This is a genomic window from Gordonia sp. NPDC003422 (assembly GCF_053588675.1).
Map to the genome: position 1 here is coordinate 41233 of NZ_JBSFQL010000022.1, position 25915 is coordinate 67147.

The 25915-nt window shown below is 66.3% G+C and carries 24 protein-coding genes and 1 riboswitch; of the genes, 11 read left to right on the top strand and 13 right to left on the bottom strand.

Annotated elements, in window-relative coordinates; all coding sequences use genetic code 11:
* Positions 1-134: 134 nt before the first annotated feature.
* From ACWDTF_RS18170 to ACWDTF_RS18180, 3 genes are all read right to left on the bottom strand, one after another.
* Positions 135-1424, bottom strand: coding sequence for a polysaccharide pyruvyl transferase family protein (locus tag ACWDTF_RS18170; protein ID WP_449754795.1), 1290 nt, complete (start codon positions 1422-1424; stop codon positions 135-137).
* Between the two features lie 9 nt (positions 1425-1433).
* Entirely contained in the window at positions 1434-3125 is a 1692-nt protein-coding gene (locus tag ACWDTF_RS18175) for an FAD-dependent monooxygenase (protein ID WP_449754796.1), read from the bottom strand.
* Positions 3126-3267: 142 nt separating this feature from the next.
* Positions 3268-3657, bottom strand: coding sequence for an SRPBCC family protein (locus ACWDTF_RS18180; protein ID WP_355272925.1), 390 nt, complete (start codon positions 3655-3657; stop codon positions 3268-3270).
* 92 nt (positions 3658-3749) lie between these two features.
* On the opposite strand from ACWDTF_RS18180, the gene ACWDTF_RS18185 reads away from it, so the two are divergent.
* Positions 3750-4565: a shikimate 5-dehydrogenase gene (locus tag ACWDTF_RS18185; protein ID WP_240857178.1), complete on the top strand. Its 816-nt coding sequence runs from the start codon at positions 3750-3752 to the stop codon at positions 4563-4565.
* Here ACWDTF_RS18185 and ACWDTF_RS18190 read toward each other — a convergent pair.
* The 5 genes from ACWDTF_RS18190 to ACWDTF_RS18210 all read right to left on the bottom strand — a co-directional run bounded on the left by ACWDTF_RS18190 (position 4526) and on the right by ACWDTF_RS18210 (position 12586).
* Positions 4526-5197, bottom strand: a complete 672-nt coding sequence (locus tag ACWDTF_RS18190; RefSeq protein ID WP_355273026.1) for a nucleoside/nucleotide kinase family protein — start codon at positions 5195-5197, stop codon at positions 4526-4528. The genes ACWDTF_RS18185 and ACWDTF_RS18190 overlap by 40 nt on opposite strands.
* 5 nt (positions 5198-5202) lie before the next feature.
* Positions 5203-6939, bottom strand: a complete 1737-nt coding sequence (gene poxB / locus ACWDTF_RS18195; RefSeq protein WP_355272922.1) for a ubiquinone-dependent pyruvate dehydrogenase — start codon at positions 6937-6939, stop codon at positions 5203-5205.
* 94 nt (positions 6940-7033) lie between these two features.
* Entirely contained in the window at positions 7034-7420 is a 387-nt protein-coding gene (locus ACWDTF_RS18200) for a PIN domain-containing protein (protein WP_240857176.1), read from the bottom strand.
* 281 nt (positions 7421-7701) lie between these two features.
* A complete protein-coding gene (locus ACWDTF_RS18205; protein ID WP_449754797.1) occupies positions 7702-9132 on the bottom strand; it encodes an FAD-binding protein in 1431 nt (476 codons plus the stop codon).
* A 277-nt stretch (positions 9133-9409) separates the two neighbouring features.
* A complete protein-coding gene (locus ACWDTF_RS18210; RefSeq protein ID WP_355272914.1) occupies positions 9410-12586 on the bottom strand; it encodes a BTAD domain-containing putative transcriptional regulator in 3177 nt (1058 codons plus the stop codon).
* A 126-nt stretch (positions 12587-12712) separates the two neighbouring features.
* Here ACWDTF_RS18210 and mug point away from each other — a divergent pair, with 126 nt between their 5' ends.
* Positions 12713-13291: a G/U mismatch-specific DNA glycosylase gene (gene mug, locus ACWDTF_RS18215; protein WP_449754798.1), complete on the top strand. Its 579-nt coding sequence runs from the start codon at positions 12713-12715 to the stop codon at positions 13289-13291.
* Between the two features lie 40 nt (positions 13292-13331).
* Here the strand turns inward: mug and ACWDTF_RS18220 are convergent, their stop codons facing one another.
* The 4 genes from ACWDTF_RS18220 to ACWDTF_RS18235 are packed head-to-tail and all read right to left on the bottom strand — an operon-like array spanning position 13332 to position 15943.
* Positions 13332-13628, bottom strand: coding sequence for a DUF503 domain-containing protein (locus ACWDTF_RS18220; RefSeq protein WP_449754804.1), 297 nt, complete (start codon positions 13626-13628; stop codon positions 13332-13334).
* Positions 13629-13656: 28 nt separating this feature from the next.
* Positions 13657-14505, bottom strand: coding sequence for a polyphosphate kinase 2 (gene ppk2 / locus ACWDTF_RS18225; RefSeq protein ID WP_240857172.1), 849 nt, complete (start codon positions 14503-14505; stop codon positions 13657-13659).
* Positions 14506-14546: 41 nt separating this feature from the next.
* On the bottom strand, positions 14547-15536 hold the full coding sequence (locus ACWDTF_RS18230; RefSeq protein ID WP_240857171.1) for a malate dehydrogenase: 990 nt from the start codon (positions 15534-15536) through the stop codon (positions 14547-14549).
* A complete protein-coding gene (locus ACWDTF_RS18235; RefSeq protein WP_240857170.1) occupies positions 15533-15943 on the bottom strand; it encodes an META domain-containing protein in 411 nt (136 codons plus the stop codon). Before ACWDTF_RS18235 ends, ACWDTF_RS18230 begins: the two co-directional genes overlap by 4 nt.
* A 146-nt stretch (positions 15944-16089) precedes the next feature.
* On the opposite strand from ACWDTF_RS18235, the gene ACWDTF_RS18240 reads away from it, so the two are divergent.
* Positions 16090-17220, top strand: a complete 1131-nt coding sequence (locus ACWDTF_RS18240) for a hypothetical protein (protein ID WP_240857169.1) — start codon at positions 16090-16092, stop codon at positions 17218-17220.
* A gap of 10 nt (positions 17221-17230) precedes the next feature.
* Here the strand turns inward: ACWDTF_RS18240 and ACWDTF_RS18245 are convergent, their stop codons facing one another.
* On the bottom strand, positions 17231-18802 hold the full coding sequence (locus tag ACWDTF_RS18245) for a hypothetical protein (RefSeq protein WP_433254768.1): 1572 nt from the start codon (positions 18800-18802) through the stop codon (positions 17231-17233).
* 212 nt (positions 18803-19014) lie between these two features.
* Between ACWDTF_RS18245 and secA2 the strand changes: the two genes are divergently transcribed.
* The 8 genes from secA2 to ACWDTF_RS18285 all read left to right on the top strand — a co-directional run bounded on the left by secA2 (position 19015) and on the right by ACWDTF_RS18285 (position 25690).
* Positions 19015-21558, top strand: coding sequence for an accessory Sec system translocase SecA2 (secA2, locus tag ACWDTF_RS18250; RefSeq protein WP_433254765.1), 2544 nt, complete (start codon positions 19015-19017; stop codon positions 21556-21558).
* 75 nt (positions 21559-21633) lie between these two features.
* Positions 21634-22236 (top strand): CDP-alcohol phosphatidyltransferase family protein, encoded by a 603-nt coding sequence (locus ACWDTF_RS18255; RefSeq protein ID WP_240857201.1) that lies wholly within the window; start codon positions 21634-21636, stop codon positions 22234-22236.
* A 3-nt stretch (positions 22237-22239) separates the two neighbouring features.
* The gene (gene gcvH / locus ACWDTF_RS18260) at positions 22240-22644 is read left to right on the top strand and encodes a glycine cleavage system protein GcvH (RefSeq protein WP_240857166.1); all 405 of its coding nucleotides are present in this window, start codon (positions 22240-22242) and stop codon (positions 22642-22644) included.
* A 28-nt stretch (positions 22645-22672) separates the two neighbouring features.
* The gene (locus ACWDTF_RS18265; protein ID WP_240857165.1) at positions 22673-22888 is read left to right on the top strand and encodes a hypothetical protein; all 216 of its coding nucleotides are present in this window, start codon (positions 22673-22675) and stop codon (positions 22886-22888) included.
* Positions 22885-23334: a glycogen accumulation regulator GarA gene (garA, locus tag ACWDTF_RS18270; protein ID WP_240857164.1), complete on the top strand. Its 450-nt coding sequence runs from the start codon at positions 22885-22887 to the stop codon at positions 23332-23334. The genes ACWDTF_RS18265 and garA overlap by 4 nt, the downstream gene beginning before the upstream one ends.
* Before the next feature lie 5 nt (positions 23335-23339).
* A complete protein-coding gene (ftsR, locus tag ACWDTF_RS18275) occupies positions 23340-24059 on the top strand; it encodes a transcriptional regulator FtsR (protein WP_433254758.1) in 720 nt (239 codons plus the stop codon).
* A gap of 195 nt (positions 24060-24254) precedes the next feature.
* Positions 24255-24755 (top strand): bifunctional nuclease family protein, encoded by a 501-nt coding sequence (locus ACWDTF_RS18280; RefSeq protein ID WP_240857162.1) that lies wholly within the window; start codon positions 24255-24257, stop codon positions 24753-24755.
* A 269-nt stretch (positions 24756-25024) separates the two neighbouring features.
* A complete protein-coding gene (locus ACWDTF_RS18285; protein ID WP_240857161.1) occupies positions 25025-25690 on the top strand; it encodes a MerR family transcriptional regulator in 666 nt (221 codons plus the stop codon).
* A 79-nt stretch (positions 25691-25769) separates the two neighbouring features.
* Positions 25770-25874, top strand: a riboswitch (glycine riboswitch).
* The last annotated feature ends 41 nt before the right edge of the window (positions 25875-25915 follow it).

The window sequence follows — 25915 nt, forward strand, 5'->3', positions numbered from 1 at the left end:
GTCCTCTCACCACGACCCTTCGAGGCTCGCTTCGCGGGTCCTGAGTAGCGAGCCTGCGAGCGTATCGAAGGGCGCACCTCAGGGAGCGGAGGAGGGCGCTTCGCTCGCATGTCGCTACTCAACCACCCGGGTGCTCAGCCGCGGCGTAGCGACCGGCTGGGGGAGTCGGGGTAGATGCGTTTGGCCAGCGCGGTCTTCGCGTCGATCGCGCGCTGCCGGTCGTCGGGGGTGAAGCCGCCGCGGAAGGGCCGGTCGGGAACGGTGGTGCCGTCGTCGACGACCGTCCACGCCGAACCCAGATCGGTGAGCGACCGATGTTTGGTCGAGTAGTACTCGGGCATCGGGACAATGGCCACGCCCGAATCGCCGGCCGCTGCCGCCATCAGATGTGGGTGGAAACGCGTGCTGATCCACGTCTGCCCCTCGCCGGCAGGCAAGCCGTACATCCAGACATCGCGGAACGGGATCCTGGTGGCGCCGTCGAGGCGGTCGCCGAGACGGTGGGCGACCTCGTTGTCGTAGCCAGGGATTCCCTCGATGACGGTGACATCGCTGCCGGCGACATCCCACTTGTCGAGAGTCGATCGGACGAGATCGGTGAGTGCGGCGACTCCGGTCGACTCGGGTCCGCGGAACTCGTCGGTGAGGTCGGACTGCAGGCATAGGACGACGCCGCGGTCCTTCCACATCCGGCGGTGCACATTCGACGCGGGCCGGTGCAGCGAAAGCCATGCGTCGTCACCGGAATTGGTCGCGTGTGGCACCGCGGTCAGCGCATCGGCGGATGCATCGTCGCGGACGTCGAACACCGAGAAGGCGCCGGCCGCATCGACCAACGCCGTCCACGCCGGTTCATCCAGGCAGGGAATCAATCCCTGACCACTGGCCACCGCGGTGGCACCGGTGGCCCGACTGACCGCCGCAGCGGCGGCAACAAGCGAAACGTGCTGCGGCCACACCTTGTTGACGTAGCCGCCGCCGAGGAGGTGGATCGTCGACGCGCGATTGAGGATCTCGATTCCCGCGCTCAGCCGTGGTGAGCGACCGGGGTCGGTGACGGTCGAGGCCATCCACGTCCACGGCTGGTCCGGGTCGGGGCCGTCGTCGGAATCCTTGGGTGCGGCTGCGGCGAACTCCGACAACTGCCACAGCGTATCCACGAACAGCGTGTGGGGGTGGATGCCGCGGTGCAGCAGCGACGCCTGTCCCGGCGAATGACAGTCGACGACGACGGTGGCGCGCGGACGAACCCGAGCCAGATGGCGCAGCCACGTCCGAGCGATCAGTTCGTCGCCGTAGTTCGGGTAGCCGGTGGGGGCGATCAGGTAGATGACCTCGCCGATGCCGAGCGTGCGTGCCATCGTCGTGCCGGCCACGCGCCCCGCAGCGCGTCGCGCACGCTGCGCGACCTCAGGAATCGACATGCGCCGAGATTACGTTGTCGCGGTGGCGCTCTCGCGAGCCGGGTCGGTGGCGGACTCGGCGAATGTCGATCTCAGGTGGGCGAGGGTGGCCGTGACGTTCGACAGCGGGCCCCGGTAGCCGAGATATCCATCCGGACGAATGACGAACACCGTTGGCCCGTCCGGGCGGTAGGCGTCGGCGAAGAGACCTTCGGAATCGCGCAGCAACGGGAGAATCGTGGTGCCGACTTGGGCCGCTGGAGCCGCCACCACATGCACATCGATCCTGCCCCGCGCTGCGGCAACCACCTCGGCGGCGCACAGTTCGAGAGCCGCCACCTCGGCCGCACCGCACGTGCTGTCCGCGTACAGCACTGCCGAATGCTGTGTGCGGTCGAGGGCCGAGAACAATCGCAGGCCGAAGTTGACCACCTCGCGCGTCAGGCCGGCTGCGTCCGGCGCCCGCTGCCCCGGGTGAGGTCCCTCGGTTGCCGTGGGCGCGTCACCGACGATGGGACTGCCGGCGTAGTCGATCAGGAGTTGCCCCTCCCTGCGCATGAGGTGGTCGGGGTCGGTCGTGGCCGTATCGATGCCTTGCCGTGCGTTGCGCACGGTGCGGCCGACCACCTCCTCGCCGACCGGTCGTCGCTCGGCGTCGTAGCTGTCGGTGAGGCCGTCCGCCGCGTCGCCGGCGACCGCGAGCGCCAGCTTCCAGGCAAGGTTGTGGGCATCTTGGATACCGGTGTTCATGCCCTGTGCGCCGGTGGGCGGATGGATGTGGGCGGCATCGCCGGCGACGAAAACCCTTCCACGCCCGTAAGAGTCGACGATTCGATGACTGATGCGGAACACCGACGACCACCGCATGTCCGACACCGTGGCGGGCTCGGGTGCCAACCGGTCGAAAACCGTCTGGATGTGGTGCAACTCGGGCCGCCTGGATCCCTCGAATCCGTGGGCGACGCCATCGCCCTGATCGGCATCGGCCGACAACTCGTCGGGGACAAGCATCGACGCACGGTAGCGACCCCGGCCCGGTAGCGGAATACACACGAGTCCGTCGTCGCCACCTTCGGACCGGTGAACCGAACGCACAGCGAATCCGCGGGGCAGAGACCAGTCGACCGCCACGTCACCGAGCATGTACTGCTCGACGAACGCTCCGCCTTCGAAGGTCAGTCCGAGGGTCTTGCGCACCGTGCTGTGCGCGCCGTCGCATCCGATCAGGTACTGGGCCCGGACTGTTTCGTGGCCGTCGGGACCCGACAAGGTGGCGGTCACGCCGTCGGCGTCCTGGGTGAATCCGTCGAGCCGGACCTCGCGATCGATCGTCGTGCCGAGCGAGGCGAGCCGTTCGGTGAGTATGCGCTCGGTGGCGTACTGCGGGATGAAGCAGAATCGGAACGGAATGTCGGGGGGCACAGACAGTTCGACCCGAGACACCTGCTCGCCGTTGAGAAACACGATCTGGCCGTGCATCTCGATGGCTGCGTCGAGAACCTGGCCGAGGACGCCCATCTGCTCGAACGCCTCGAGAGTGCGTGGCTGCACGCCAACGGCTTTGGCGTATTGGGGAGCACTGTCGAGCGGGTCGACGATGCGCACCCGCACTCTGCGGCGCCGCAACTCGATCGCGGCGGTCAGGCCCACCGGACCGCCGCCGGCAACCAGGACATCGATCTGATCGGTAGTGGAGCGACCCATGGCTTCGGCCCTTCTCATCAATGCACCCGTCGTCGATCGACGCGGAGCGATGTGGTGTGAGTCACATTCTGGCGTTCAGGGGTCGAAGGCGCAGCGAGTTGGCTGAAGCGGTGATCAGGGGTGACGGTGAAACTCGATCTGGGGACACTTGATCACGACGTCACTCGACCAGCAGGCCTCGCAGTCGGTCGAGGTCGGCTTGCACCGCAGCGCAATCGGTGTCGAAGTCCTCATCGGACAGGTCGCGCTGGCGAACCGTGAACACCACTTCGGCACCCAGAGGATGCGACAGCACGCGTAGTGGGTTGTCGACACCTGTGCCGTCGGGCAGTCGGACCTCGTGGTCGAGGATTCCGAATGCGTTGGACTCGGCAAAGCGGACAGTCACCTTGCCCATCGGTGAATCCACGACGAGCAGCTCACCGTCGCGCCGGACGCCGCTCGCGAGTCCGGCCGCCCAGCTCGGCAGGTTGTCGGGGTCGCCGGCGAATCGGTACACCGCGTCGGCGGTGATCCCGGGAACGACAACGGAAAGGTGGCGGCTGATCATCTGCGGTCCTCACATTGTCGTGGCGTGGGTACGGTGGTCGGCGGGGGGATCCCAACGCAGGCCGTGATGGCGGCCAGGAGACGGAGCATCGAATGCCGATCCTCAACAAGGACATGACCCTGTGCATCTCATTGTCGGGCCGTCCGTCGAACATCGGTACCCGCTTTCACAACTACCTCTATGACGAGCTCGGTCTCAACTTCATCTACAAGGCGTTCGGCACCGACGACATCGAAGGCGCGATCCGCGGGGTGCGTGCGCTCGGCATCCGGGGCGCGTCGGTGTCGATGCCGTTCAAGGAGGCCGTCATCGACCTCGTCGACGAGATGGAGGAGTCGGCGTCGGCGATCGAGTCGGTCAACACGATCGTCAATGAGGATGGTCGCCTTGTGGCGTCCAACACCGACTACGAAGCGGTCGCGCAGTTGATCGACGAGCATTCGCTGGATCGGGGAATCCCGGTCGTCGTGCGCGGATCGGGGGGCATGGCCAAAGCGGTGGTCGCGGCGTTCCGCGGGGCGGGCTTCGAGAATCTGACCGTGGTGGCGCGAAACGTGGAGGCCGGTTCGGCGCTCGCCGACAAGTACGGGTATGCGCACACGGCAACCGAACCCGATCCTGCCGACGTCATCCTGGTCAACGTCACGCCGTTGGGGATGAGTGGTGCAGACGAATCGTCGCTGGCCTTCTCCGCCGAGCAGATAGGCGCGGCACGCGCAGCTTTCGACGTCGTCGCCTTTCCTGCCGAAACGCCGTTCATCACAACGGCACGAGCGGCGGGCAAGCAGGTGGTCACCGGCGCCGAGGTGATCGCACTGCAGGCCGCGCGACAGTTCGAGCGCTATACCGGCGTAGCGGTCACCGCCGATCAGGTGGCGCGGGCGTCGGCGTTCTCGCGAGCGGAGTGACCTGCCGCGTTGTCGATGACGGCGTCTGCGCGGTCCCGGGTCGCGGCGATCATCGTCGCGTTGGGCCGGTCGGCGTCATCGATCCACGCGCGTGACTGTTCGGGTGTCTTGCCGGCCGCGACATGGCGTTTCAGGAGACGCGCGGTCCGCACCTCGTCGGGCGCGTCGACGTAGTAGAGCAGGGCGAGCAGCGGCCGCACCGCGGCCCAGCCGGCGTCGAGCCCCAGATAGTTGCCTTCGGTGACCACCACCTGCGCATCGCTTGGGATGACCAGCTGGGCGGCGATGGGTTCGCCTGCGGCGTGGTCGAATCCCGGAACGTAGACCACGGTGTCCGCGTCGGTGATTCGACGAAGTGTGGCCACAAAACCATGAACGTCGAACGTGTCGGGCGCACCCTTGCGATCGCGGCGGCCGAGGCGCTCGAGCACGGCGTTCGACAGGTGGAATCCGTCCATGGGCAGGTAGCCCACCGCGTCGGGGCCGAGCCTCCGGGCGAGGAGGGTGGCAACGCGCCCGGCCATGGTCGTCTTACCCGCACCGGGCGGTCCGGTGAATCCCACGATGATGCGACCACTTTCGTGTGTCGCCAGCTCGGCGATCGTCGTGGCGATCGCCCATTCGCCGGTCATGGTGCTCAATCGAAGAGTCGACGGAACACGTTGGTCTCGGCGAGGTCGACGAGTTCGTCGCCGCGCCCGGACATCACGGTGCGCAACGCATAGAGGGTGAACCCCTTTGCCTGGGCGGCGGTGACGGTGGGTGGGATCGACAACTCCTGTCGTGCGGTCACCACGTCGAGCAGGGCCGGGCCGTCGTGGGCCAGGATCTCGGTGACCGCGGCATCGAGGTGGTCGGGCTGCTCGACGCGACGCCCGAGGATGCCGATGGACTGGGCGAGCGCCGAGAAGTCGGGATTGACCAGGTCCGTGCCGAAATTCACGAAACCGGCTGCCTTCATCTCGACCTCGACGAAGTTCAGCGAGGAGTTGTTGAACACCACGATCTTCACCGGCAGCCTGTTCTGCGTGATGGTGAGCAACTCGCCGAGCAGCATGGCGAGGCCGCCATCGCCGGCCAGTGCGATCACCTGGCGGCCCGGATAGGCCGATTGCGCCCCGACCGCTTGGGAGACCGCGTTGGCCATCGAACCGTGGGTGAAGGAGCCGATGAGTCGCCGCGCGCCGTTCATCTCGAGGTACCGCGCTGCCCACACCACCGGAGAACCGACGTCGGGGATGAACACCGCGTCGTCCGTCGCCTTCTCGCTCACCAGACGGGCCAGGTACTGGGGATGAATCGGCGCGCGGTTGCGGTCGTTGACCGCGAGATCGTCGAGGCGGACGCGGGCCTTTGCGTAATGCTCGCGAGCAGACGCCGCATGGGTCTTGTCCCGGTTGGGGTCGATCCGGTCGAGAAGCGGTCCGATGGTGTCGCGCACACTCCCGACCAGCGGCAGGTCGACAGGGCAGCGTTTGCCGATCTGTTCACCCCGGATGTCGACCTGGATGATCGTGGCCTTCGACGGATAGAACTGCTGGTACGGGAAATCGGTCCCGAGCATCAGGAGCGTGTCGCACTTCTCGATCGCGCGGTAGCCCGACGAGAACCCGAGCAGGCCCGTCATTCCGACGTCGAAGGGGTTGTCGTATTCGATGAACTCCTTGCCGCGCAGGGCATGCACAACCGGTGCCTGCAGGGCTGCGGCGAGTGCGACGACCTCGTCGTGCGCACCTGCGACACCCGCCCCGGCCAGAATGGTCACCCGCTCCGAGCGGTTCAGGATGTCGGCGGCGCGCGCGAGGTCGGCATCGGTGGGCCGCACGACCCTGTCGATGGCGCGGATCGGAGCCCCCGAGCGCCGCGTGGCGCACTTCTCCAGGAACGTCTCGCCCGGTATCACCAAGACCGCCACCCCACGCTCCTCGACCGCCGTACGCATGGCGATGTCGAGGAGGCGCGGCATCTGCTCGGGTGTGCTGACCATCTCGCAATACGAACTGCATTCCCGGAAGAGTTGCTCGGGGTGGGTTTCCTGGAAATACCCGCTGCCGATCTCGGGTGCCGGGATATGCGCGGCGATCGCGAGGACCGGAACCCGGCTCCGTTGCGCGTCGTAGAGCCCGTTGATGAGGTGCAGATTGCCCGGGCCGCAACTCCCGGCACACACCGCCAACTCTCCGGTGAGCGCAGCCTCGGCCGACGCCGCGAACGCGGCGCCCTCCTCGTGCCGCACGTGCTGCCACCGGATGGTGGCGTCGGTCCGAAGTGCGTCGGTGAACCCGTTGAGCGAATCACCGGGAATCCCGTATACGCGAGCGATTCCGGCGTCCTTCAAGCGCTCGACGATGATCTCTGCCACGGTGGTGGCCATTGCCGCTCCTCGCCATGAGGTGGTGTCGGATCTGCGTGTGCATCCCCCGAACCGACCGGTCGACACCCATCGTATGGGCGTCGAGGCACTCGCGTCAGCGGGTCAGGACCGACGGACCCAGTGTTCGCGCACCGAGTTGGTGGACGCGGCTTTTCAGCTCACGGTCGGCAGTCACCACAACCACATTCCGGTCGCCCTGGGCGGCAACGTATTCGACGATGGCGTCATCGCCCGACGCACGCGCTTCGATCACTCCGACCGTCGGAGTCGCGGCGACACCGCGGGCACGACCCTCGATGACGAGGGTGACCTCCAGCGGTCCCGGGACCTCCGCAAGTCCGTCGGTCGCCGGCCCCGCGAGCCGATCGCGCAACCGTTCGGTGGCGCCCCGACGGTCGCGCCACCACCCGTCGGGGACCGAACCCACCACATTGGCGGCGTCCACCACGAGGACCGTCGGCCGTTCCGGATCGGATTGCATTCGTCCATCATGCGTGTCTGACCCGAAGTGTTCGGCAACCACCCTTATGACCTGGGCAAACACGATCGCGCGGTGCCCACAAAATCTAGGGGAAGAGCTTCTTCCCCGGGGTTCATAGTCGTCCGCGAGAATTTTCTGGGGGAGGACTCCAAGGGTAGGGGAGGAAGTTTCTTCCCCTACTTTCCGCAGGTGCTTCCGGGGCGTCGAGACTGCCGGTGCGACGACGACAGGGCCCGGTGGGGGTCACCGGGCCCTGTCTCGCCGCTGTCCTGCGCGGGGTTTCAGGACAACACGGTTCCGTGGCAGAACCTGTTCTGCGGATCGAGGTCGGTCTTGATCGCAGCGATCTTCTGCCGGTGGATCTCGCTGAACGCCGACGCCGAGCGATCAGCACGCTCCTCGAACTCCGTGAAGTTCAGGTAGGCGGCACCGGTCACGTACGGCTCGAGGGCACGTCGAGTGAGCCGCAGCGCCGATTCGACCGCCAGTCCGACGTGTGGATCGGGCACGATCGCACCCATCTCCAGGAGGAACTCGTCGCAGCGACCACGGTCGTTGGCCGCCTCGGCGGCGTGCGCCGCGATCGCGCCGCCGGCGTGCCGGAACTCGGCGAACAGGATGAGCGGCATGGCGCCCGGTCGCGGCAAGACGTTGGAGGTGATCACGTCGATCGCACCGTCGGCGATGTCGTTGCACCACTCCGTCGTCACCATCGCGGGCATCGGGTCGGTCGGATCCATGCTGATGGCGTCTGCGGCGGCGAACGGAAGCTCGCCCCACATGTCGATATCCGGGGTCTTCCAGCGCCGCCATTCGTCGACGACGTCCTTGCCGGCGTCGATGTCACCCGACCAGCAACCACGGAACATCACGAAGCTCTGTCCACGCAGCGGCTCGGGGACGATGTCGAGCGGCGGGAAGTTCATCAACGTCACCGCCGAGGTCAGCTCGTCCGACTGCGCAGGCGCCCACTCGCGGAAGCGACGCAGCACCGCCGCGGCGTCCGACGCCGGATAGAACAGATTGCCCGCATAGACGGTGGCGACAGGGAAGAGGTCGATCTCCATCGAGGTCACGACGCCCAGGCTGCCGGCGCCGCCGCCCTTGAGCGCCCAGAAGACGTCCGGGTGTGCATCGGCACTGACCTTGAGGGCTTCACCGGCGGGGGTGACGAGGTCGAAAGACCGGACCGCGTCGGAGGCGAGGCCGTAGTGCCGGCCCAGCCAGCCGAAGCCGCCACCCAGGGTGTAGCCGACAGCGCCGACATCGGTGGACGACCCCAGCAGCGGGGCCAGCCCGTGCGCTGCGGAAGCCTCGAGTACCGGGCCCCACTTGACGCCTGCCGCGACGGTTGCGGTGCGGTTGACCGGATCGACGGACACTGAATCCAGGTGCGAGGTGTTGATGAGCAGTGCGCCGTCGGCGGCCGCACCCGGTCCGTGTCCGGTCGCCAGAACCGCCACCCGCAGATCCTCGTCGACCGCGAAACGGACCGCCTCGACGACGTCGAACGGGTTGGCGGGTACCGCGATCACCGCGGGCCGATGGTCGGCGAGGAGATTGAAGCCGCTGCGAGCGGCGTCGTAACCCGGTTCGCCAGGTCCGTAGACCGCGCCGGCGATGCGGTCGCGCAGGTCGGCGAGAACCGAGTTCTGGGTGCGGACGGAGAGGACGGACTCGGGGTTGGAAGGGTTGTTCAGCTCGATCGACATGACGTGGTATTCCTGACGTTGGGGTCGGCCGGCAGGGCCGACGCTGGTTGCTTCTCCGGCTGGTCACCGGCTCGAGAACAACCTTCGCCAACGGTTCTTGGGACGCACTTGTGGCCGACTTGTCTCCCCAAGCCAAGTGGGTGTCGGCCCGCGCAGGGTTGTTCACTCCGACTTGGTCTCCCCACGCCAAGTGGGTGGCGATTCGCGTAGGGGGTGTTCACTCCGACTTGGCCTCCCCACGCCAAACGCCAAGTGGGTGGCGTTCGTCGATTGCCGATCAGCCGGCCGAACAGCCCCAGGAGCTCGCGGTCCGATCGATACGCGTGACGAGCTCGGTGCATTCCTGCCGGACGGCGACGCCCCGTGCCCTGGTCAGGAGTGTGCTGATCGACGGGTTGTCTGCTCCGCGCGCCCGTTGGAGAGTGGCGTCGACGAGTAGTCGATGGGCGTCGGCGTAACGCTCGCCGGTGATATCCGCAAACGACTCGGCCTCCGCCAGCACGGCGCCGGCGTCGATCAGGCGATCGGCCGCGACCAGCATCTCCGCATAGAGCCCGTACCAGAAGCCCGCGCCGGTCCGTGCCTGGTCGTTGGGTGTGGTGAGCCGGTCGATCGCGGCCAATGCCTCCTCGACGTCACCCTGCATCGCGCGCGCCCACCAGTACATGTGCTCACCGCCGTTGCGCAGATACTCGAGGGGGCCCTGGCCGCTCGCGTCCAGAAGGCGTCGGCCTGCATCGGCGGCCCAGGAGGTGTCGCCGATCATCGCCGCCGCGCTCGCGGCGAAAATCGCAACGCCCAGCCGCCCCACCGGATCGGTCTGGCGCAGGTCGATCGCCCGGAACTCCTCACGGCCGGTCGTCGCGTCCACGTGGAGCGTCGCCGCCCAGGCGCGAAAGCCACGGGCGAGGATCATCTGGTCGGGTCGGATCCCGTCCACGTCGGTATCGAGCGGTGCGTAGCGTTCCAGAAGCCGGTGTGCCGCACCGATGTTGCCGCGGTTGAACTCATCGATCGCACTGACATGCATGGCGAGATGGACGACGGTCGGGTCGTCGGAACCCTGCGCCCTGCGTCGCAGATCCTCGGCGAGCCGATGTCCGGTGGCGACGTCGGCGATCTGGAGGTGCGCAGCGCATCGCGCGTAATCGAGATTGGCGAGAAGCCGCTCGTCGCCGAGTCGTTCGGCGAGCTCGCGCGCCCGTTCGGTGAGTGCGTGGTCGGCCGAGAAGTATCCGTTCTGTGCGACGTCGGCGGCGAGTCGCATGGTGATGGCCGACATCTCGGCCTGTTCGTCGCCGATCGCGCGGGCGAGGGTTGAGCTGTCCGTCAGATTCCGGACGGCGCCCTCGAAATCGTATGTGCGCAGATTGAGTTGGCCCGCGGCGAGTAGTGCCGCCGACGTTCGTGCGCGGTCTGCGAGTGGTCCTGCCGCCCACAGGTGCCGTGCCACTCGCGTGATGCGGTTCGGTGAGCCGGTGCGATCGAGTGCGTCGGCGACCGCGAGGTGGATTCGACGGCTCCTGACCGAGCCGATCCCCGCGACGATCGCCTCACGGATGAGGTCGTGGGTGAAGGAGAATCCGAACGGATCGTCTGGGTCGCTCTCGATCACGCCCGCGGCCGTTGCCACTTCCAGCGACTCGAGCGTGCCGTCGATCTCCCGGCCGGCGGCATCGGCGAGCAGGGCCACATCGACACGACTGCCGATCGACGCGGCCACATCGAGCAGAGTTGCAGTGTCGGTGGGCATGTCGCGCACGCGTTGCCGCACCACGTCACGGACTCCCGAGGGCACCGCGTTGTCGGCGATCGATCCGCGGTCGGCGAGGATCAGCGCGAGCTCACGGACGAAGAAGGCATTGCCGCCGGTGCGTTTGGCGATCGAATCCACGGTGTTCACCGTCGGCCATTCCCGGGTCTCGCGGCGGATCAACTCGGAGATGTCGTCGGCTCCGAGCGCACCGACCTCGAGGCGACGGTGTTCGGGTAAGCGAGCGAGGGTTGCCAATGTCTGTTCGACGACGGGTCGCAGTGACGCTGCGCTGCGGACCGAGGCGAAGAAGGTCACCCCGGACGTCCGGCGGTTTGCCATGTGCGCGAACAGTTCCAGGGACGCGCCGTCGGCCCACTGCAAATCGTCGAGCACGATGATCAACTGCCTGCGCTGGGCGACTTGGTCCAGTAGATCTGCGGCCTGATCGTAGAACTGGAATCGTGCGGCCGCGTCGGGCATTTCGCGCGGCGGCGGGATCACGTTGGCGCCCTGGGTGACCATCCGGCCCAGATCGCTGTCGAGGAGGACGGGCAGATCGTCCGGATCCAGCCGCGCAAGGACCGACGACAGGATCTGGACCCACGGCCACATCGACGGCGCCGCCACGTCTTCGACGCAGCGTCCCCACAGCACGCTCAGGTCTGCGGCATGCAACGCGCGCTTGGCGGCTTCATCGATCAGCGCGGTCTTGCCCGCGCCGGGTTCCCCCTCGACGACCACCACGCCGCCCGGCCCGGCCAACGACATCAGGACGGCGCGGTGCAGGGCCGCGAGTTCGTCGGTGCGACCCACCAGATTCGACGCCGCCGGGGTCGCTGCCGCGTCGCCCTCCGCATCGTCCGGTTGGGCGGTCGGGACCGCCGAATCACGGGACTGTGTGGCTGGGCTGGGCGTCGAGGATACCGGCGCGTCGAGATGTGGTGCGTGGTCGAGGATGTCGCGCTCGAGTTGACGCAGGCGCGGACCGGGATCGACGCCGATCTCGTCGGCGAGGATGCGTCGCGCCTCGGCGATGGCGCCCAACGCGTCGGATTGCCGCCCGAGCCGATAGCGTGCGGTCGCGAGCAACACCCACAGACCCTCATCGAGAGGCGAGCGCTGCAACGCCTGCTCGAGTTCGGATAGAAGGAGCCGGTGGTCGCCGATCGCCATCCGGGCCTCGAAGGAGAGTTCGCGTGCGGCGTCGACCAACCGCTCGAGGTGTGCGGCGGCCTCGTCGCGGAACCCGAGACCCTCGAATTCGGGTAGCAGGGGACGATAGTCGGCGAGGACCTCGCGCAGCAGGGCCGCCGCGCCGGCCGGGTCGTCGTGCCGGAGGAGTTCGCGTGCACGCGTGATCCGGGTGACCAGGTGCCGCACGTCGACCTGGTCGTCGTCGGTGGGCAGGCTGTAGCCCGAACCATGGGTGAGCAATACGGTGGACGGTGCGCGCGGTTTGCGATCGGGTTCGAGTGCCTTGCGCAGACCCGAGATGTACGCCTGCAGAGACACTTCCGCCCGATCCGGGGGTGCGTCGCCCCAGACGCCGACGATCAGGCGGTCGGCACTCACCGGTGCGCCCTCGGCCAGGATCAGTTGGGCAAGCGTCATCCGCTGTTTGCGCGTGCCGAGTTCGACGGCCGCGGCATCGATCTGCGCGCCGAGTCCACCGAGAACTGTGTACGAGGGCCGGGTCATCGCCGCTGAGTGTAATCCCGCCGGGCACTCGGGCATACCCGACGAAGTGCGGCGGTGCTTCTGAGGTGGTGCCGGGTGACGTAACGTCCGAGTGAGAGGACACCGACTGCGAAGAGGGTTGAACGAGTGGGTTTCACGCGGGCCGAACTGCTCGCTCATACGGGTGAGGAAGTCGACGACCTGGTCGGCGACGACTGCCGGCTGCTCATGGTCGGAATCAATCCGGGACTGTGGACAGCAGCGACCGGGGCTCATTTCGCACGGCCGGGCAACCGGTTCTACCCCGCGTTGGTGCAGGCCGGCATTGTCGACCGTCTGATCGACGCGTCGCACGGGTACTCCGACGCGGACCGAGGGCTCCTCCTTGACCGCGGCGTCGGTATCACGAACATCGTCGCGCGAGCCACCGCGACCGCAGCCGAGCTGACCGCCGCCGAACTGCGCGAGGGCGGTGAGCAGTTGCGTCGCAGGATCGCGCAGGTCGCCCCGCGGGTGGTGGCGATCCTCGGAATCACGGCCTACCGCACCGCCTTTGACGATCGGCGCGCGGTCAGCGGACGACAGGACGGGGCGTTGGGTGGCGCGCAGCTGTGGGTGCTGCCCAATCCGAGCGGTCTCAACGCGCACGAAACGGTGCAGAGCCTTGCCGCCGCATACCGGGAGGCCGCGGTCGCCGCGGGGATCGTGTCCGCGCCCGCCGGCTGAGGGTCCGACCCACCTCAGAAAGCGGACGGGGCTCTACACTTCAGACGTCGGCCGCATTGATGACGCGTCGGCGTGCGGACAGCAACTCGACCTCCGGGCGAGCAGCTGCATGCCGTTCGACGGCATCGAGTACGTCCACCACGTGAGCGCGATCAGCGGACACGACAGCGACGCCGATCGACGTTCGGCGGTGAACGTCGAGGTGACCGACCTCGGCCGCGGTGATCTCGAACCGACGCTTGAGTTCCGCGACGATCGGGCGGATCACCGACCGTTTGTGCTTGAGCGAGCCGACATCGCCGAGCAGGTAGTCGAACTCGCAGAAGCCGACCCACATGCCGTCGAATCCGTGGGCACTCACCGGTTCAGTGGTCACCGCCGAGAAGTTGGTCGACGTGATTGGGTACGTACTTCGACAACGACCGCGGCGGGCGGTGATAGTTGCCGCTCTCGATCGGGTGCTTGGGCAATGTCACCTCGGGTCGGGGTACGGCGTGATAGTCGATGGTGGACAGCAGGTGCGAGATCATGTTCAGGCGGGCGTGCTTCTTGATGTCGGATTCGACGACGTACCAGGGACTCATCGCGGTGTCGGTGTGCACCATCATCTCGTCCTTGGCGCGGGAGTACTCCTCCCAGCGGTACACCGACTCGAGGTCCATCGGACTGAGCTTCCACTGACGCACCGGGTCGGTCATCCGCGAGCGGAAGCGTCGGAGTTGCTCCTCGTCGGAGACCGAGAACCAATACTTGCGCAGCAGGATTCCGTCGTCGATGAGCATCTGCTCGTAGATCGGGGTCTGACGTAGGAAGCGAGTGTGCTCCTCGGGGGTGCAGAAGCCCATCACCTTCTCCACTCCGGCACGGTTGTACCAGGATCGATCGAACAGCACGATCTCGCCGGGAGCAGGCAGGTGAGCCACGTAGCGCTGGTAATACCATTGTCCGCGTTCACGATCGGTCGGGGCAGGCAACGCCGCGACCCGTGCGATGCGAGGACTCAGGTACTCGGTGATGCGTTTGATGGTGCCGCCCTTGCCGGCTGCGTCGCGTCCTTCGAAGATGACGACGATGCGTGCACCGGTCTCTCGGACCCACTCCTGCATCGAGACCAGTTCGGTCTGTAGCCGGAAAAGTTCGGCCTCGTAGATCTTGTTGGGGATCTTCGCGGGTTTCGAGGTGTCCTTCTTGGAGCCGCTGCCCTTTTTTGCCATGGAGCGAGTTTAGGCGCTCCGGCGCGGATCCGGTGTGGGAGTCAGCTATCCGCGAGTGCAGCCACCGCGTCGAGCTCGGACTGCAACTCGGCAACCGAGCCGTCGATGCGCGCACGGGAGAACTCGTTGATGTCGAGACCCTCGACGATCTCCCACTCGCCGTTCACCGCGCGAACCGGGAACGAGCACACCAACCCCTCGGGTACGCCATAGACACCGGGGGAGGGCAGCGCTGCCGACGTCCAGTCGCCGTCCGGTGAACCCAGCACCCAATCGTGGACGTGGTCGATGGCTCCGTTGGCGGCCGAGGCGGCCGACGATGCACCGCGTGCCTCGATGATCGCCGTACCGCGTTTGGCGACGGTCGGGATGAAGTCGTCGACGAGCCAGTCGCGGTCTTCGGCGATCTCGGCGCCGGTGCGATCGCCCACCCGGGCGTGGAAGATGTCGGGGTACTGGGTTGCGGAATGGTTGCCCCACACCGAAACCCGACTGATCTGGGCCACCGGTGTGCCGGTGTGCCGGGCGAGCTGGGCGATGGCGCGATTGTGGTCGAGGCGGGTGAGCGCCGTGAAACGTTCCGACGGAACGTCGGGAGCGTGAGCGGCGGCGACCGCTGCGTTCGTGTTCGCGGGATTGCCGACCACGATCACGCGGATGTCCTGCGCAGCAACGTCGTTGATCACCGCCCCCTGGCGGGCGAAAATGTCGGAGTTGGCGGCCAGCAGGTCGGCTCGTTCCATGCCCTTGCTGCGCGGCTTGGCGCCGATCAGCAACCCAAAATTCGCCCCGTCGAAGGCGCGTCGAGCATCGTCGGTGATGTCGATCGATGTCAGGAGTGGGAAGGCGCCGTCCTCGAGTTCCATCGCGGTGCCTTCGGTCGCCGCGATGGTCTGCGGCAGTTCCAGCAGGCGCAGCGCAACGGGTTGGTCGTGACCGAGCATGGCGCCCGCGGCAACCCGGAACAGCGCGGCGTAGCCGATGCTGCCCGCGGCACCCGTCACGGTGACGACGGCAGGTGCTGGTGTCATGAGTCTCCTTCGGTGAGCAATACCTGATTGGTCGGACCCGTCAGCACCAGCGCTTGGCCCACGGAATACCAGTTCAACGGCGCCTTGGTGAAGTTCGCGAGCCACGCGTCGGCGCCGGCCCGCGGGCCCGGGCACGCCATGCGGGTCGACATCAGCGGCCCGATCCGCATCGTGGATCCTTCGATCCGCACCGAACCGATGTGTCGATTGCAGCCCGCAGTGAGCGCGATACGCCCAGCACTCGGGAAGTCGATGACGAGCGGTCCGCCCCCGGGGATGGGAGTGCCGGTGACGGCCGTCGATGAATAGTGCTTGCCGAGCAGGGGAGCCGGCGCAGCGTGCGCGCCACCGGATCCGAACGCGCCGAACGCGAGGGCGGCAAAGCCGAGACAGAAGGCCGCGAACAACGAGGCACCAGGACGGGCGCTGCCACGTAAGCTGGGGCGGCGCCGGACTCGATGGGATCGGGCATGCCGAGTTTGCGCGCGGAGACTCACGGAAACAACGGTAGCCGACCGCTTCGGCCGAGGTGAGGGTGAGCGGAGGTACTCGCATGGTTTCGGTCACTTGCCGCACTGAATACCTGACAAATCGCCATCATCGGGCCGCCTCGGCGGCCTGGTTGTCGATGCTGCTCGGGTTGTTCGCGCTGGTGATCCTCAATATTGCGAATGTGTCCGGCATCGTCACGGCGACGGTGGTCGCGGCGTTGATCGCCGTCTCGCTGGGTGTCGCTGCGTTCGGTCGCCTCGGTGACCGGGGAGCGGTGTTGCTCACCGTCGACGACGACACCGTGTACGTCGGCGACGAGGATCATCAGCTCGCCGGCTACCCCCTGACCAGTCTGGTGTCGGTGAGCCTGGGAGGTCCGGCAGACACCACCACCGCGGGATCGTCCGGCGATGGCCGCGATCTGCGGGTCCGCGGGGCGAAACATCTGACGATGGTTTTCGACGTCGACGGCAAGGACACCTGGAAGGTTGCCGTGATCGACTCGGATCCGGCGGCGGCAGAGGTGATCGGGCGGCTACGAAAACAAGCACCCGAGAGGGTTGCGTCCAAGCAGCGGACGGAGAAGAAGCGGGAATCCGGGAAGGCCACGTCTGGCGAACAGGAGTTCGACCAGAAGGACACGCCCGGACCGCGGATTGCCGATGCGGGCACCGACGAGGCTGCCGAGAGGCTCTGGGAGGAGGCCACTCGGCGTCACGACAAGGTCCTGAGCGACTACGCCGCTTACGAACTCGACCCCGCGGCCCTCTTGCGCTATCCGGCGATCACGGACGTGACCGTCGAGACGACCCAGAACTTTCACCTGGCGCTCGACGACGCGACCGCCCTGCGCACCGATCGCTATCCCGGCAGTCGATCCCGTGCCGACGCCTATCAGCAGTCGGTGGCCGCATTGCGTCGCGCCTGGATCGCCTGTGAGGCCTACGGAAAGAAGGTCGGTTCGGGCTATCTCGAGCCGGGCGACCAGGAAGATCTCGACACCGCGCTCAAGCTGTACCGGCATGCCGCCAGCAGCACCACACCGGCCGAGCAGGCGACCTACTACGGGCGGGTCCGTGACATCGTCACCTCGATGGCCGACCGAGGCGGGTTGCGGCCTCCGGAAGCCGCAGTCGAAGAACTGAAAGCCGTCACGCGCCGTGCGATCGAGGCCGGCGAGCCAACACACTAATGTCGCGACACTAGAACGCCTCGTCGTGCAGGAACTTTCCCTGAGTGGAGTAAATCCCTTCGGCCGCAGCGACATTGGCGATCTTGACGCTGATTGCCCATTGGCTGGGTGGCCCGCCCGCCTCCTGTGCGTCGTCGGCGTCGAAGAAGGGCGGGTCGTGCATTTCGATATCGATCGCGTCCTGGTCGTAGGGCGGAACCTGCCCGCGTGCGATCGCCTGACCGCGGACGGATTCGAACACCGGCAGCGAGACGTCGGTGAAGGCGAAGCCGTCAGTTGAGTTCCGACCCTTGTACTCGGTGAGTTCCGGGAACCGTCCGGGAGCGATCTCGAGGTCGCCGTAGCGGGTGGGCATCCTGTATTCGACGCGGACGCCGCCGCTGTTGAATGCGCTTCCCACATAAGGGGTTCCAGGTGCGAACGATCGAATCTTGAACTGCGTCAGCACCGGATCGTCGAGCGGTATGCGCGCATTGAGCAGTGCCGCCCGCATGAGCTCGAACGAGCGGGCGAAATCGGTGGGGTCGAAGAATTCGGCGACGGTCCCGTCGGGCGTTGCCTGCATGGTGACGCCGGAGATTCCGATCTTGGTGTTGCCGTCGAAGTCCGCGTTGATCAGCACCGGTCTGATGGTGTCGCCGTTGCGGGGCCGTTCGATGTCGATGCTGCTGATCTCGGTGTCGCCGCCGAACCGGGAGATCTGGCGCGTCATCGTGTTCACAACCGACGTGAGGTCGGTCGACGAGAGTTCGGCCGCGGTGAAGGTGCTCGGCTTGCGGCGGGTGTCGGTGGTCGGCGACTTTCGAGCCGCGTCGATCCAGATGTTGGTCGTCTCACCGGTGTTCGGGTCGAAGACGGTTGCATAATCCGAACTGGGGGTGTCGTAGAGGCGGATGCTCAGGATGTTGTCGGCACCGGACTGTCCGAACTCGTCGGTGATGGTTTCGAGCGCTGTGCGTAATTGCGATGTGTAGTCGGATTTCTCGTCGCCGAGGTCGAGGGCCTTGGTGATCGACGGAAGCTTGGCGTCGACGTGCCAGGCCTGTCCCACACCGAACAGGAGAGCGAGCAGGGCGACGACGGTGACGGCGGGGTAGATGACGGCCCAGCGTCCGGGCTGGTCGTCGAACTCGGGCACGTCGTCGCCGCTCCGACGGGCGGGGAGTTCGCCGGGCGGCATCGTGGTGAAGGGTTGGGCGGTCAGGGCCTGGAAATGGCCCTTGGACATCGAGGTGATCCAGCGGGCCTCGTATTCCGTGTCGTCGCGCGGGGTCACCGTCGCGCTCACCATCGTCGGTTGCAGGTCCTCGGTTGCCAGACTGCTGCGGGTGAGCGCGTGCACGTGGACCGCCACCGCATTGCGATCAGGGCCCCGGCGGAAGATCCCGAGCTCGGAGATGCGCGACGGTCGAGGGCCGATCGCGACACCGAGGAACACCAGCGGTACGCCGATGAACAGTGCCACCCACCAGGCGTTGAACGCGCCCAGCCCGATGCCCAGCGCGATGAGCAAGCCGGCGATCGCGGCGCGAACCACCCGAACTGTGGTCCGTTTCGATGGTGTCGCTGGTCTCGATGGCATCGAACCCCCTCCAAGGGCAGGCGCTGGGAACGGTCTCGTCGCCGCAATCGCGCCGCCGGATACCCACGGTGCAGAGGAATTCTAATGTCGCCGACGAGCACTGACCAGCGGCCGCGTACCGTTGACGATGTTCTCGTCGCGGCTCGTGTCGCATGACACCGGTGCCGTAGGTGGGTTGCAGATGGCCGACGATTGATCAGGAGAAGTGTTCGGTGGGAAAGCTGACCAACAGCATGTGGCGACTGCTCGGGGCGCAGTCGACACGGAACCAGTCGAAGTCGGTGGGCGTGATCAAGGACGCCGAGACCCATGCCGACTGGGCTGCCGACCTCGACGACGACGATTTCGTGCGCGAAGTGGAGAAGCTCGAGATCGCGTCGAATGACCGCGATCGGGCCAAATTCCTGGCGCTGGCGCGGGAGGCCGCGGAACGTTCCATCGGCCTGCGACCGTTCGATGTGCAGCTCCAGGGTGCGCTCCGCCTACTCGAAGGCGACGTCATCGAGATGGCAACGGGTGAAGGCAAGACGCTGGCCGGTGCGATCGCCGCCGTCGGTTACGTCCAGCTCGGCCATCAGGTGCACGTCATCTCGGTGAACGACTACCTGGCCACGCGCGACGCGGACTGGATGAAGCCGCTCTTCGAGATCTTCGGGATGACTGTGCATGCGGTCTCGGAGAACTCCACGCGCGAGGAACGCAAACGCGCCTACAACGGCGACGTCACCTACGGGTCGGTCAACGAGATCGGGTTCGACGTCCTGCGCGATCAGCTGGCCCTCACCTCCGACGACCTCGTCTCGCCCAAGCCCGACGTCGCCATCATCGACGAGGCCGATTCCGTCTTGGTCGACGAGGCTCTCATCCCGCTGGTGCTGGCCGGATCGACGGAGACCGAGGTGCCCGACGAGGCGATCCACGACGTCGTCTCCCGTCTGAAGAACAAGCACTTCGACGTCGATTCCGACGGCCGCAACGTGACGCTCACCGACGAGGGCGCCGAGTTCGTGGAGGCCGAACTCGGTGGTATCAATCTGTACGACGAGGAGCATGTCGGCACGACGCTGGTGCATGTCAACGTCGCGATGCACGCCCACTATCTCCTCGAGCGCGACGTTCACTACATCGTGCGCGACGGCGGAGTGCACCTGATCAATGCGTCGCGTGGTCGTGTGGCGCAACTCCAGCGCTGGCCCGACGGAGTGCAGGCCGCGGTCGAGATCAAGGAGGGGCTCGCCCAGACCGGTGACGGTGAGGTCATCGACACGATCACCGTGCAGGCGTTGGTCGGCCGTTACCCCAAGGTGTGCGGCATGACCGGTACCGCGGTGGCCGCCGGCGAGCAGTTCCGTCAGTTCTACGAACTGCGCATCTCGCAGATTCCGCCGAACTCCGAGAACATCCGTGACGATCTGCCCGACCGCGTGTACGACACCAAGGCGAACAAGGTCGAGGCCATCGTCGAATACGTCAAGGAGATCCACGAGACGGGGCAGCCGATCCTGATCGGCACGCACGATGTCGCGGAGTCCGAGGAACTCGCCTACTTCCTGGACAAGGCGGGCGTGTCCTCGGTGGTCCTGAACGCGAAGAACGACGCCGAGGAAGCGAAGATCATCGCGGAGGCCGGCACCAAGAATGCGGTGACCGTGTCCACACAGATGGCCGGTCGAGGCACCGACATCCGGCTCGGCGGCTCGCACGACGACGAGGAGGCACGCGACGAGATCGTCGAACTCGGCGGTCTCTGTGTCATCGGCACCGGGCGCCACGACACGGAGCGCCTCGACCTTCAGTTGCGTGGCCGCGCGGGACGACAGGGCGACCCGGGGGTGTCGGTGTTCTTCTCGAGCCTCGAAGATCCCGTCGTCACCCGAAACCTCGCATTCAAGCGTGATCCCGTCTCGCCCAACGACGATGGCTCGATGGGTGGCAAGGGTATCGACCTGATAGAGCAGGCTCAGCGTGTCGCCGAGGGCGTGATGCTCGAATTGCATGCCAACACATGGCGATACAACAAGCTGGTCAATCAGCAGCGCGAGATCGTGGTCGAGCGCCGGATGAAGGTGCTGACCACCGACACCGCGATCGACGAACTCGCCGACCTCGAGCCCGAGCGTTATGCGGAGCTGAGCGGCGAAAAGGTCGAGGACAAGAAGGCCGACGTGGATTCGACGGCCGACGTGGATTCGAAGGCTGACACGGACTCGAAGGCTGACACGGACGGCAAGGCCGACGAGGAAACGAAGACAGACGCCAAATCCGACGACTCGTCTTCCGGCGCCGACGATTTCGTGACCGTAGATTCCCAGAGCGCAGATTCCCAGAGCGACGCCTCCGATGGCGACGCTGCCGACGAGGAGAAGTCAACGCCGGCTGCCGAACCCGTGGATCGTGACGTACTCGCTCAGGCGGCGCGCGAGATCATGCTCTACCACTTGGACCGGGCGTGGGCCGATCACCTCGCGTTTGTCTCCGATGTGCGCGCCAGCATCCACCTGCGGGCCATCGGCAAGGAGAGTCCGCTCGACGAATTCCACCGCCTCATCCTCGCCGAGTTCGCCGACCTGCCCGCCAACGCGGTCACCGAGGCGCGCAAGACGTTCCTGGAGGCGGAGATCACGAACGACGGGGTCGACCTCGGGACCGCGGATCTCCACCGCTCACTGACCACCTGGACCTACATGGTCCACGACAACCTCTTCTCGTCGGGCGGCGCGAAGACTCTGCAGGGCATCATCGGAATCTTCCGGTGACCGCTGCGAAGGTCTGAAATCTTGTCCGACACTGCGCCGGACACGGGCGTCCCCGACGAGGCTGCGCCCGACGGAATTGTCCCCAACAGGATTGTCACCGTACCCAACGCGCTGAGCGTGTTGCGGCTGCTGTTGATCCCGGTGTTCGTCTGGCTGCTGTTGGTCGAGGAGGCGGACGGCTGGGCGTTCGCGGTGCTGATGTTCTCCGGTTTCTCCGACTGGGCCGACGGCAAGTTGGCGCGGTTGCTGAATCAGTCGTCGCGGATCGGGGCTCTCCTGGACCCGGCGGCGGATCGGCTGTACATCGTGATCATCCCGGTCGCGTTCGGCATCCGGGAGTTCTTGCCGTGGTGGCTGATCGCCGTGATCGTGCTTCGTGATGTCGCCCTGTTCGCCACCGCGCCGTTGCTGCGAAGCAGGGGGATCCTTGCCCTGCCGGTGCTCTACATCGGCAAGGCGGCGACCTTCGCGCTGATGAGTGCGTTCCCGTGGATCCTTGCCGGCCAGTTCGATTCGGTGGTCGGCACGATCTGCTATCCGATCGGGTGGGCATTCATGATCTGGGGTGTCGCGCTGTACCTCTGGTCGTTTGCCCTGTACGCCTATCAGACGATCCTCGTCTTGCGGCGGATGCCGGCCCACCGCACTACAGTTCCTACCGAGGAGAAAGGTGTTTGAGACGTGACCGATAGCAAGGTACCCGAAGTCTTCCGCTACACCGCAGAACACGAGTGGGTGGAGAAGAAGGGGCCGACGCTTGTGCGAATCGGTATCACCGACTTCGCCCAGGACGCGCTCGGCGATGTGGTCTTCGTGCAGCTGCCCGAGGTCGGCGCTGTCGTCGAGGCAGGTGAATCCTTCGCCGAGGTCGAATCGACGAAGAGTGTTTCCGACATCTTCGGTCCGCTCGACGGCACCGTCTCGGCGGTGAACGACGAACTCGACGCATCACCCGATCTGGTCAATTCTGACCCGTACGGCTCGGGTTGGCTGGTGGAGATCGAGGTCGCTGACGAGGCAACTCTCGCCGAGGCGCTCGACGCCATCCTCGATGCGGCGGGATACCGCGCCGTCATCGAGGGATAACGACCGTGGCGAGTGCCTCGGTGAGGATATGATCGTCGGTGCCGGAGACGACTCGCCTGCCGGTGCGATCGGCGTGACCGGTACGGTTGTTTCCGGACGATCGCGGGCGAGTGAAGAACATGCCGGTCGCGTGAACGCACCGATGTTCCAGGCCGAACTGGAGCGGACGGGTGCAGTGAACCGGGCCCCCTCGGTGATGGCCGAAGATCGGGTGGCACCGATGATGACGAAGGAGAAGCGGTGAGCGATAACGACAAGGACTTCGAGGCTCCGGTGGAAACCACCTCGGTATTCCGCGAGGAGTTCATCAATGAGCTCGATGCGAGTGCGCCGACCTCGAATGAACCCGCCGACACCGGGGTCGAACGACTCTCGCCCGGGACGGCGCTGCTTGTCGTCAAGCGTGGGCCCAATGCGGGTTCGCGCTTCCTGCTCGACCAGGCGACCACGTCCGCCGGCCGGCATCCCGACAGTGACATCTTCCTCGACGATGTGACCGTGAGTCGCCGTCACGCCGAGTTCCGCCTCGGCGACAACGAGTTTCAGGTCGTCGACGTCGGCAGCCTCAACGGCACCTACGTCAACCGTGAGCCGGTGGACACCGCATCCCTGAGCAATGGGGACGAAGTGCAGATCGGCAAGTTCCGCCTGGTGTTCCTCAGCGGCCCACGCGACGAAGCGGGCGCCTGACCGTCGTGACGGCCTCTTCGGCTCGACGGTCAGAGGGATCGATGTCCATCGGCGCGGTCCTCGCGTTGCTGCGCGACGATTTCCCGGACATCACGATCTCGAAGATCCGATTTCTGGAATCGGAAGGGTTGATCACCCCGGAGCGTGCCCCGTCCGGATATCGCCGATTCAGCGAGGCCGATTGTGAGCGGCTGCGATTCGTGTTGACGGCGCAGCGCGACCGGTACCTTCCGCTGAAGGTGATCAAGGAGCAACTCGACGCCATCGACTCCGGCGACGGCACCGAGTCGGGGCCGACGCGTTTGCTGACGTCTGCGCGAGGTGCGGTCGCCCCGGCAACCGATTTCGGTTCGCGGGGTGGTCGGGTGTCGCGGGAATCGTTGATCGAACGGACCGGCGTGGATTCGGCCTTCGTCACCGAATTGCAGCGCAATGGACTGTTGACCGCCGGACCGGCGGGGTTCTTCGACGAGGACGCGGTTCGTCTCGTGGAGGCCGCGGCTGCTCTCGCCAGCTACGGGCTCGAGACCCGGCATCTGCGGGCCTTCAAGGTGTCTGCCGACCGCGAGGCCGGTTTGGTCGCGCAGATCGCGAGTCCCATTGCGAAGGGCAAAGGGACAGGTGCGCGCGACCGTGCCGAAGAACTCGTGCGGGAGATCGCGGCGCTGTCGGTCACGCTGCATACCCAACTCGTCAAGGCGGCTGTGCGCGGAGCGCTGGATTGACAGCTGTGCGCGGAGCGCTGGATTGACAGCTCTGCGCGCAGCGCTGGATTGAGCCCTGGGAGTCTCATCTTCTCGATGGGGTTCGGTGGCGCCTCAAGTCGGCCGCCGCATCGTGGCGTTGCGGTGTAGCGTCGGGGGAAACCAAAGTACTGATGCTTCTCAAGTGACGTCCACGTCGACACGGAGGTGGTGGGAATGAGCGAGATGCGAGTGGTGGGTATCCGGGTGGAGCCACCGCAGAGCCAGCCCGTGTTGTTGCTGCGCGAGGTGGACGGTCAACGGTATCTGCCGATCTGGATCGGGCAGAGTGAAGCGGCGTCGATTGCGTTGCGGCAGAAGGGTATCGAACCTCCGCGGCCGCTGACGCACGATCTCATCGTCAACCTCATCAACGATTTCGGGCAGACGCTTCTCGAAGTCCGCATCGTCGACATGCAGGAGGGCACCTTCTACGCGGAGATGGTCTTCGCCGGGGATCTTCGGGTGTCCGCGCGGCCGTCGGATTCCATCGCGGTGGCGATGCGTGCCGACGTGCCGATCATCGCCGACGAGGAGGTGCTCGCCGAGGCCGGACTCCTCATCCCCGATGAGGAATCCGACGAGGAGACTCCCGCCCCGAGTGACGACGAGGTGGAGAAGTTCAAAGAGTTCCTCGACAACGTCTCGCCCGACGACTTCAAGGCCAGCGGCGCCTGAGCTTCCGGGATCGTGCGGCCGAGCGGCCACAGGTAACGGAACGGGCAACGCGAGGTCACCATTCGCGCCGATCTCGAGTTGACGTCGAGTGTTCGGGCGCGTCGCATTGATCCGTCGACCGCATAGGACATACCGTCGAGGTCAACATCGCCTGATTCGACAGGCGAGGTACAGATGATCGGGTGCACGGGTACCCGCACCGCGTAGAGTAGGCGCTGGTGCCGGGCAGTTCCTGACGGTCCGATCCGAGCGTTGCGAGGGAGTCTGAAGTGGGCGATCAGCCGGTCGACAACGATGCCACGTCACAGGATCAGAGCACGCTGCCAGGTATCGATGACCAGCCGGCGCAGACCCAGGTGAGCCCGAAGCAGACCGCGACCCAGGGCAGTCTCGATGACATCGCGCCCGGGCTGTTCCCCAACGACACCGTTCCCGACGAGCTGATCGGCTATCGCGTGCCGAGTGCATGCCAGATCGCCGGGATCACCTACCGGCAGCTCGACTACTGGGCGCGCACCTCACTTGTCGTGCCGTCGATCCGCAGCGCCGCCGGCTCCGGCAGTCAGCGGCTGTACTCCTTCAAGGACATCCTGGTCCTCAAGATCGTCAAACGGCTGCTCGACACCGGTATCTCGTTGCAGAACATCCGGGTCGCCGTCGACCACCTGCGCCAGCGCGGGGTCGAGGACCTCGCCCGGATCACCCTGTTCTCCGACGGCACGACCGTCTACGAATGCACGTCGGCCGAAGAGGTGGTGGACCTCCTCCAGGGCGGCCAGGGCGTCTTCGGCATCGCGGTCAGCGGTGCGATGCGGGAGCTGACCGGGACGATCGCCGATTTCCCGGGTGAGCGTGCCGACGGCGGTGTGAGCGAGCCCGCCCCGGAAGACGAGCTGGCTGCCCGGCGCAAGAGCCGCGCGCGTCGCACCGGCTAGTCCTTCACACGAGTGCGACGAGCGGCACACGAGTCGAGGACGTGTGTGTCGTTGATCATGGCCTAAACTGGACACGCGTCGCTGCATCACGGGAGAGCGTCACCGGATCACTGGTCCAGGGTGGCCGCCGAAGGAGCAATACCTCCTCGTCAAACTCTCAGGCACCCAGGACCGTGGTGTTGACGGCGTCTCTGGAAAGTGACGGCAGTGCTCGTCCGCCCACGG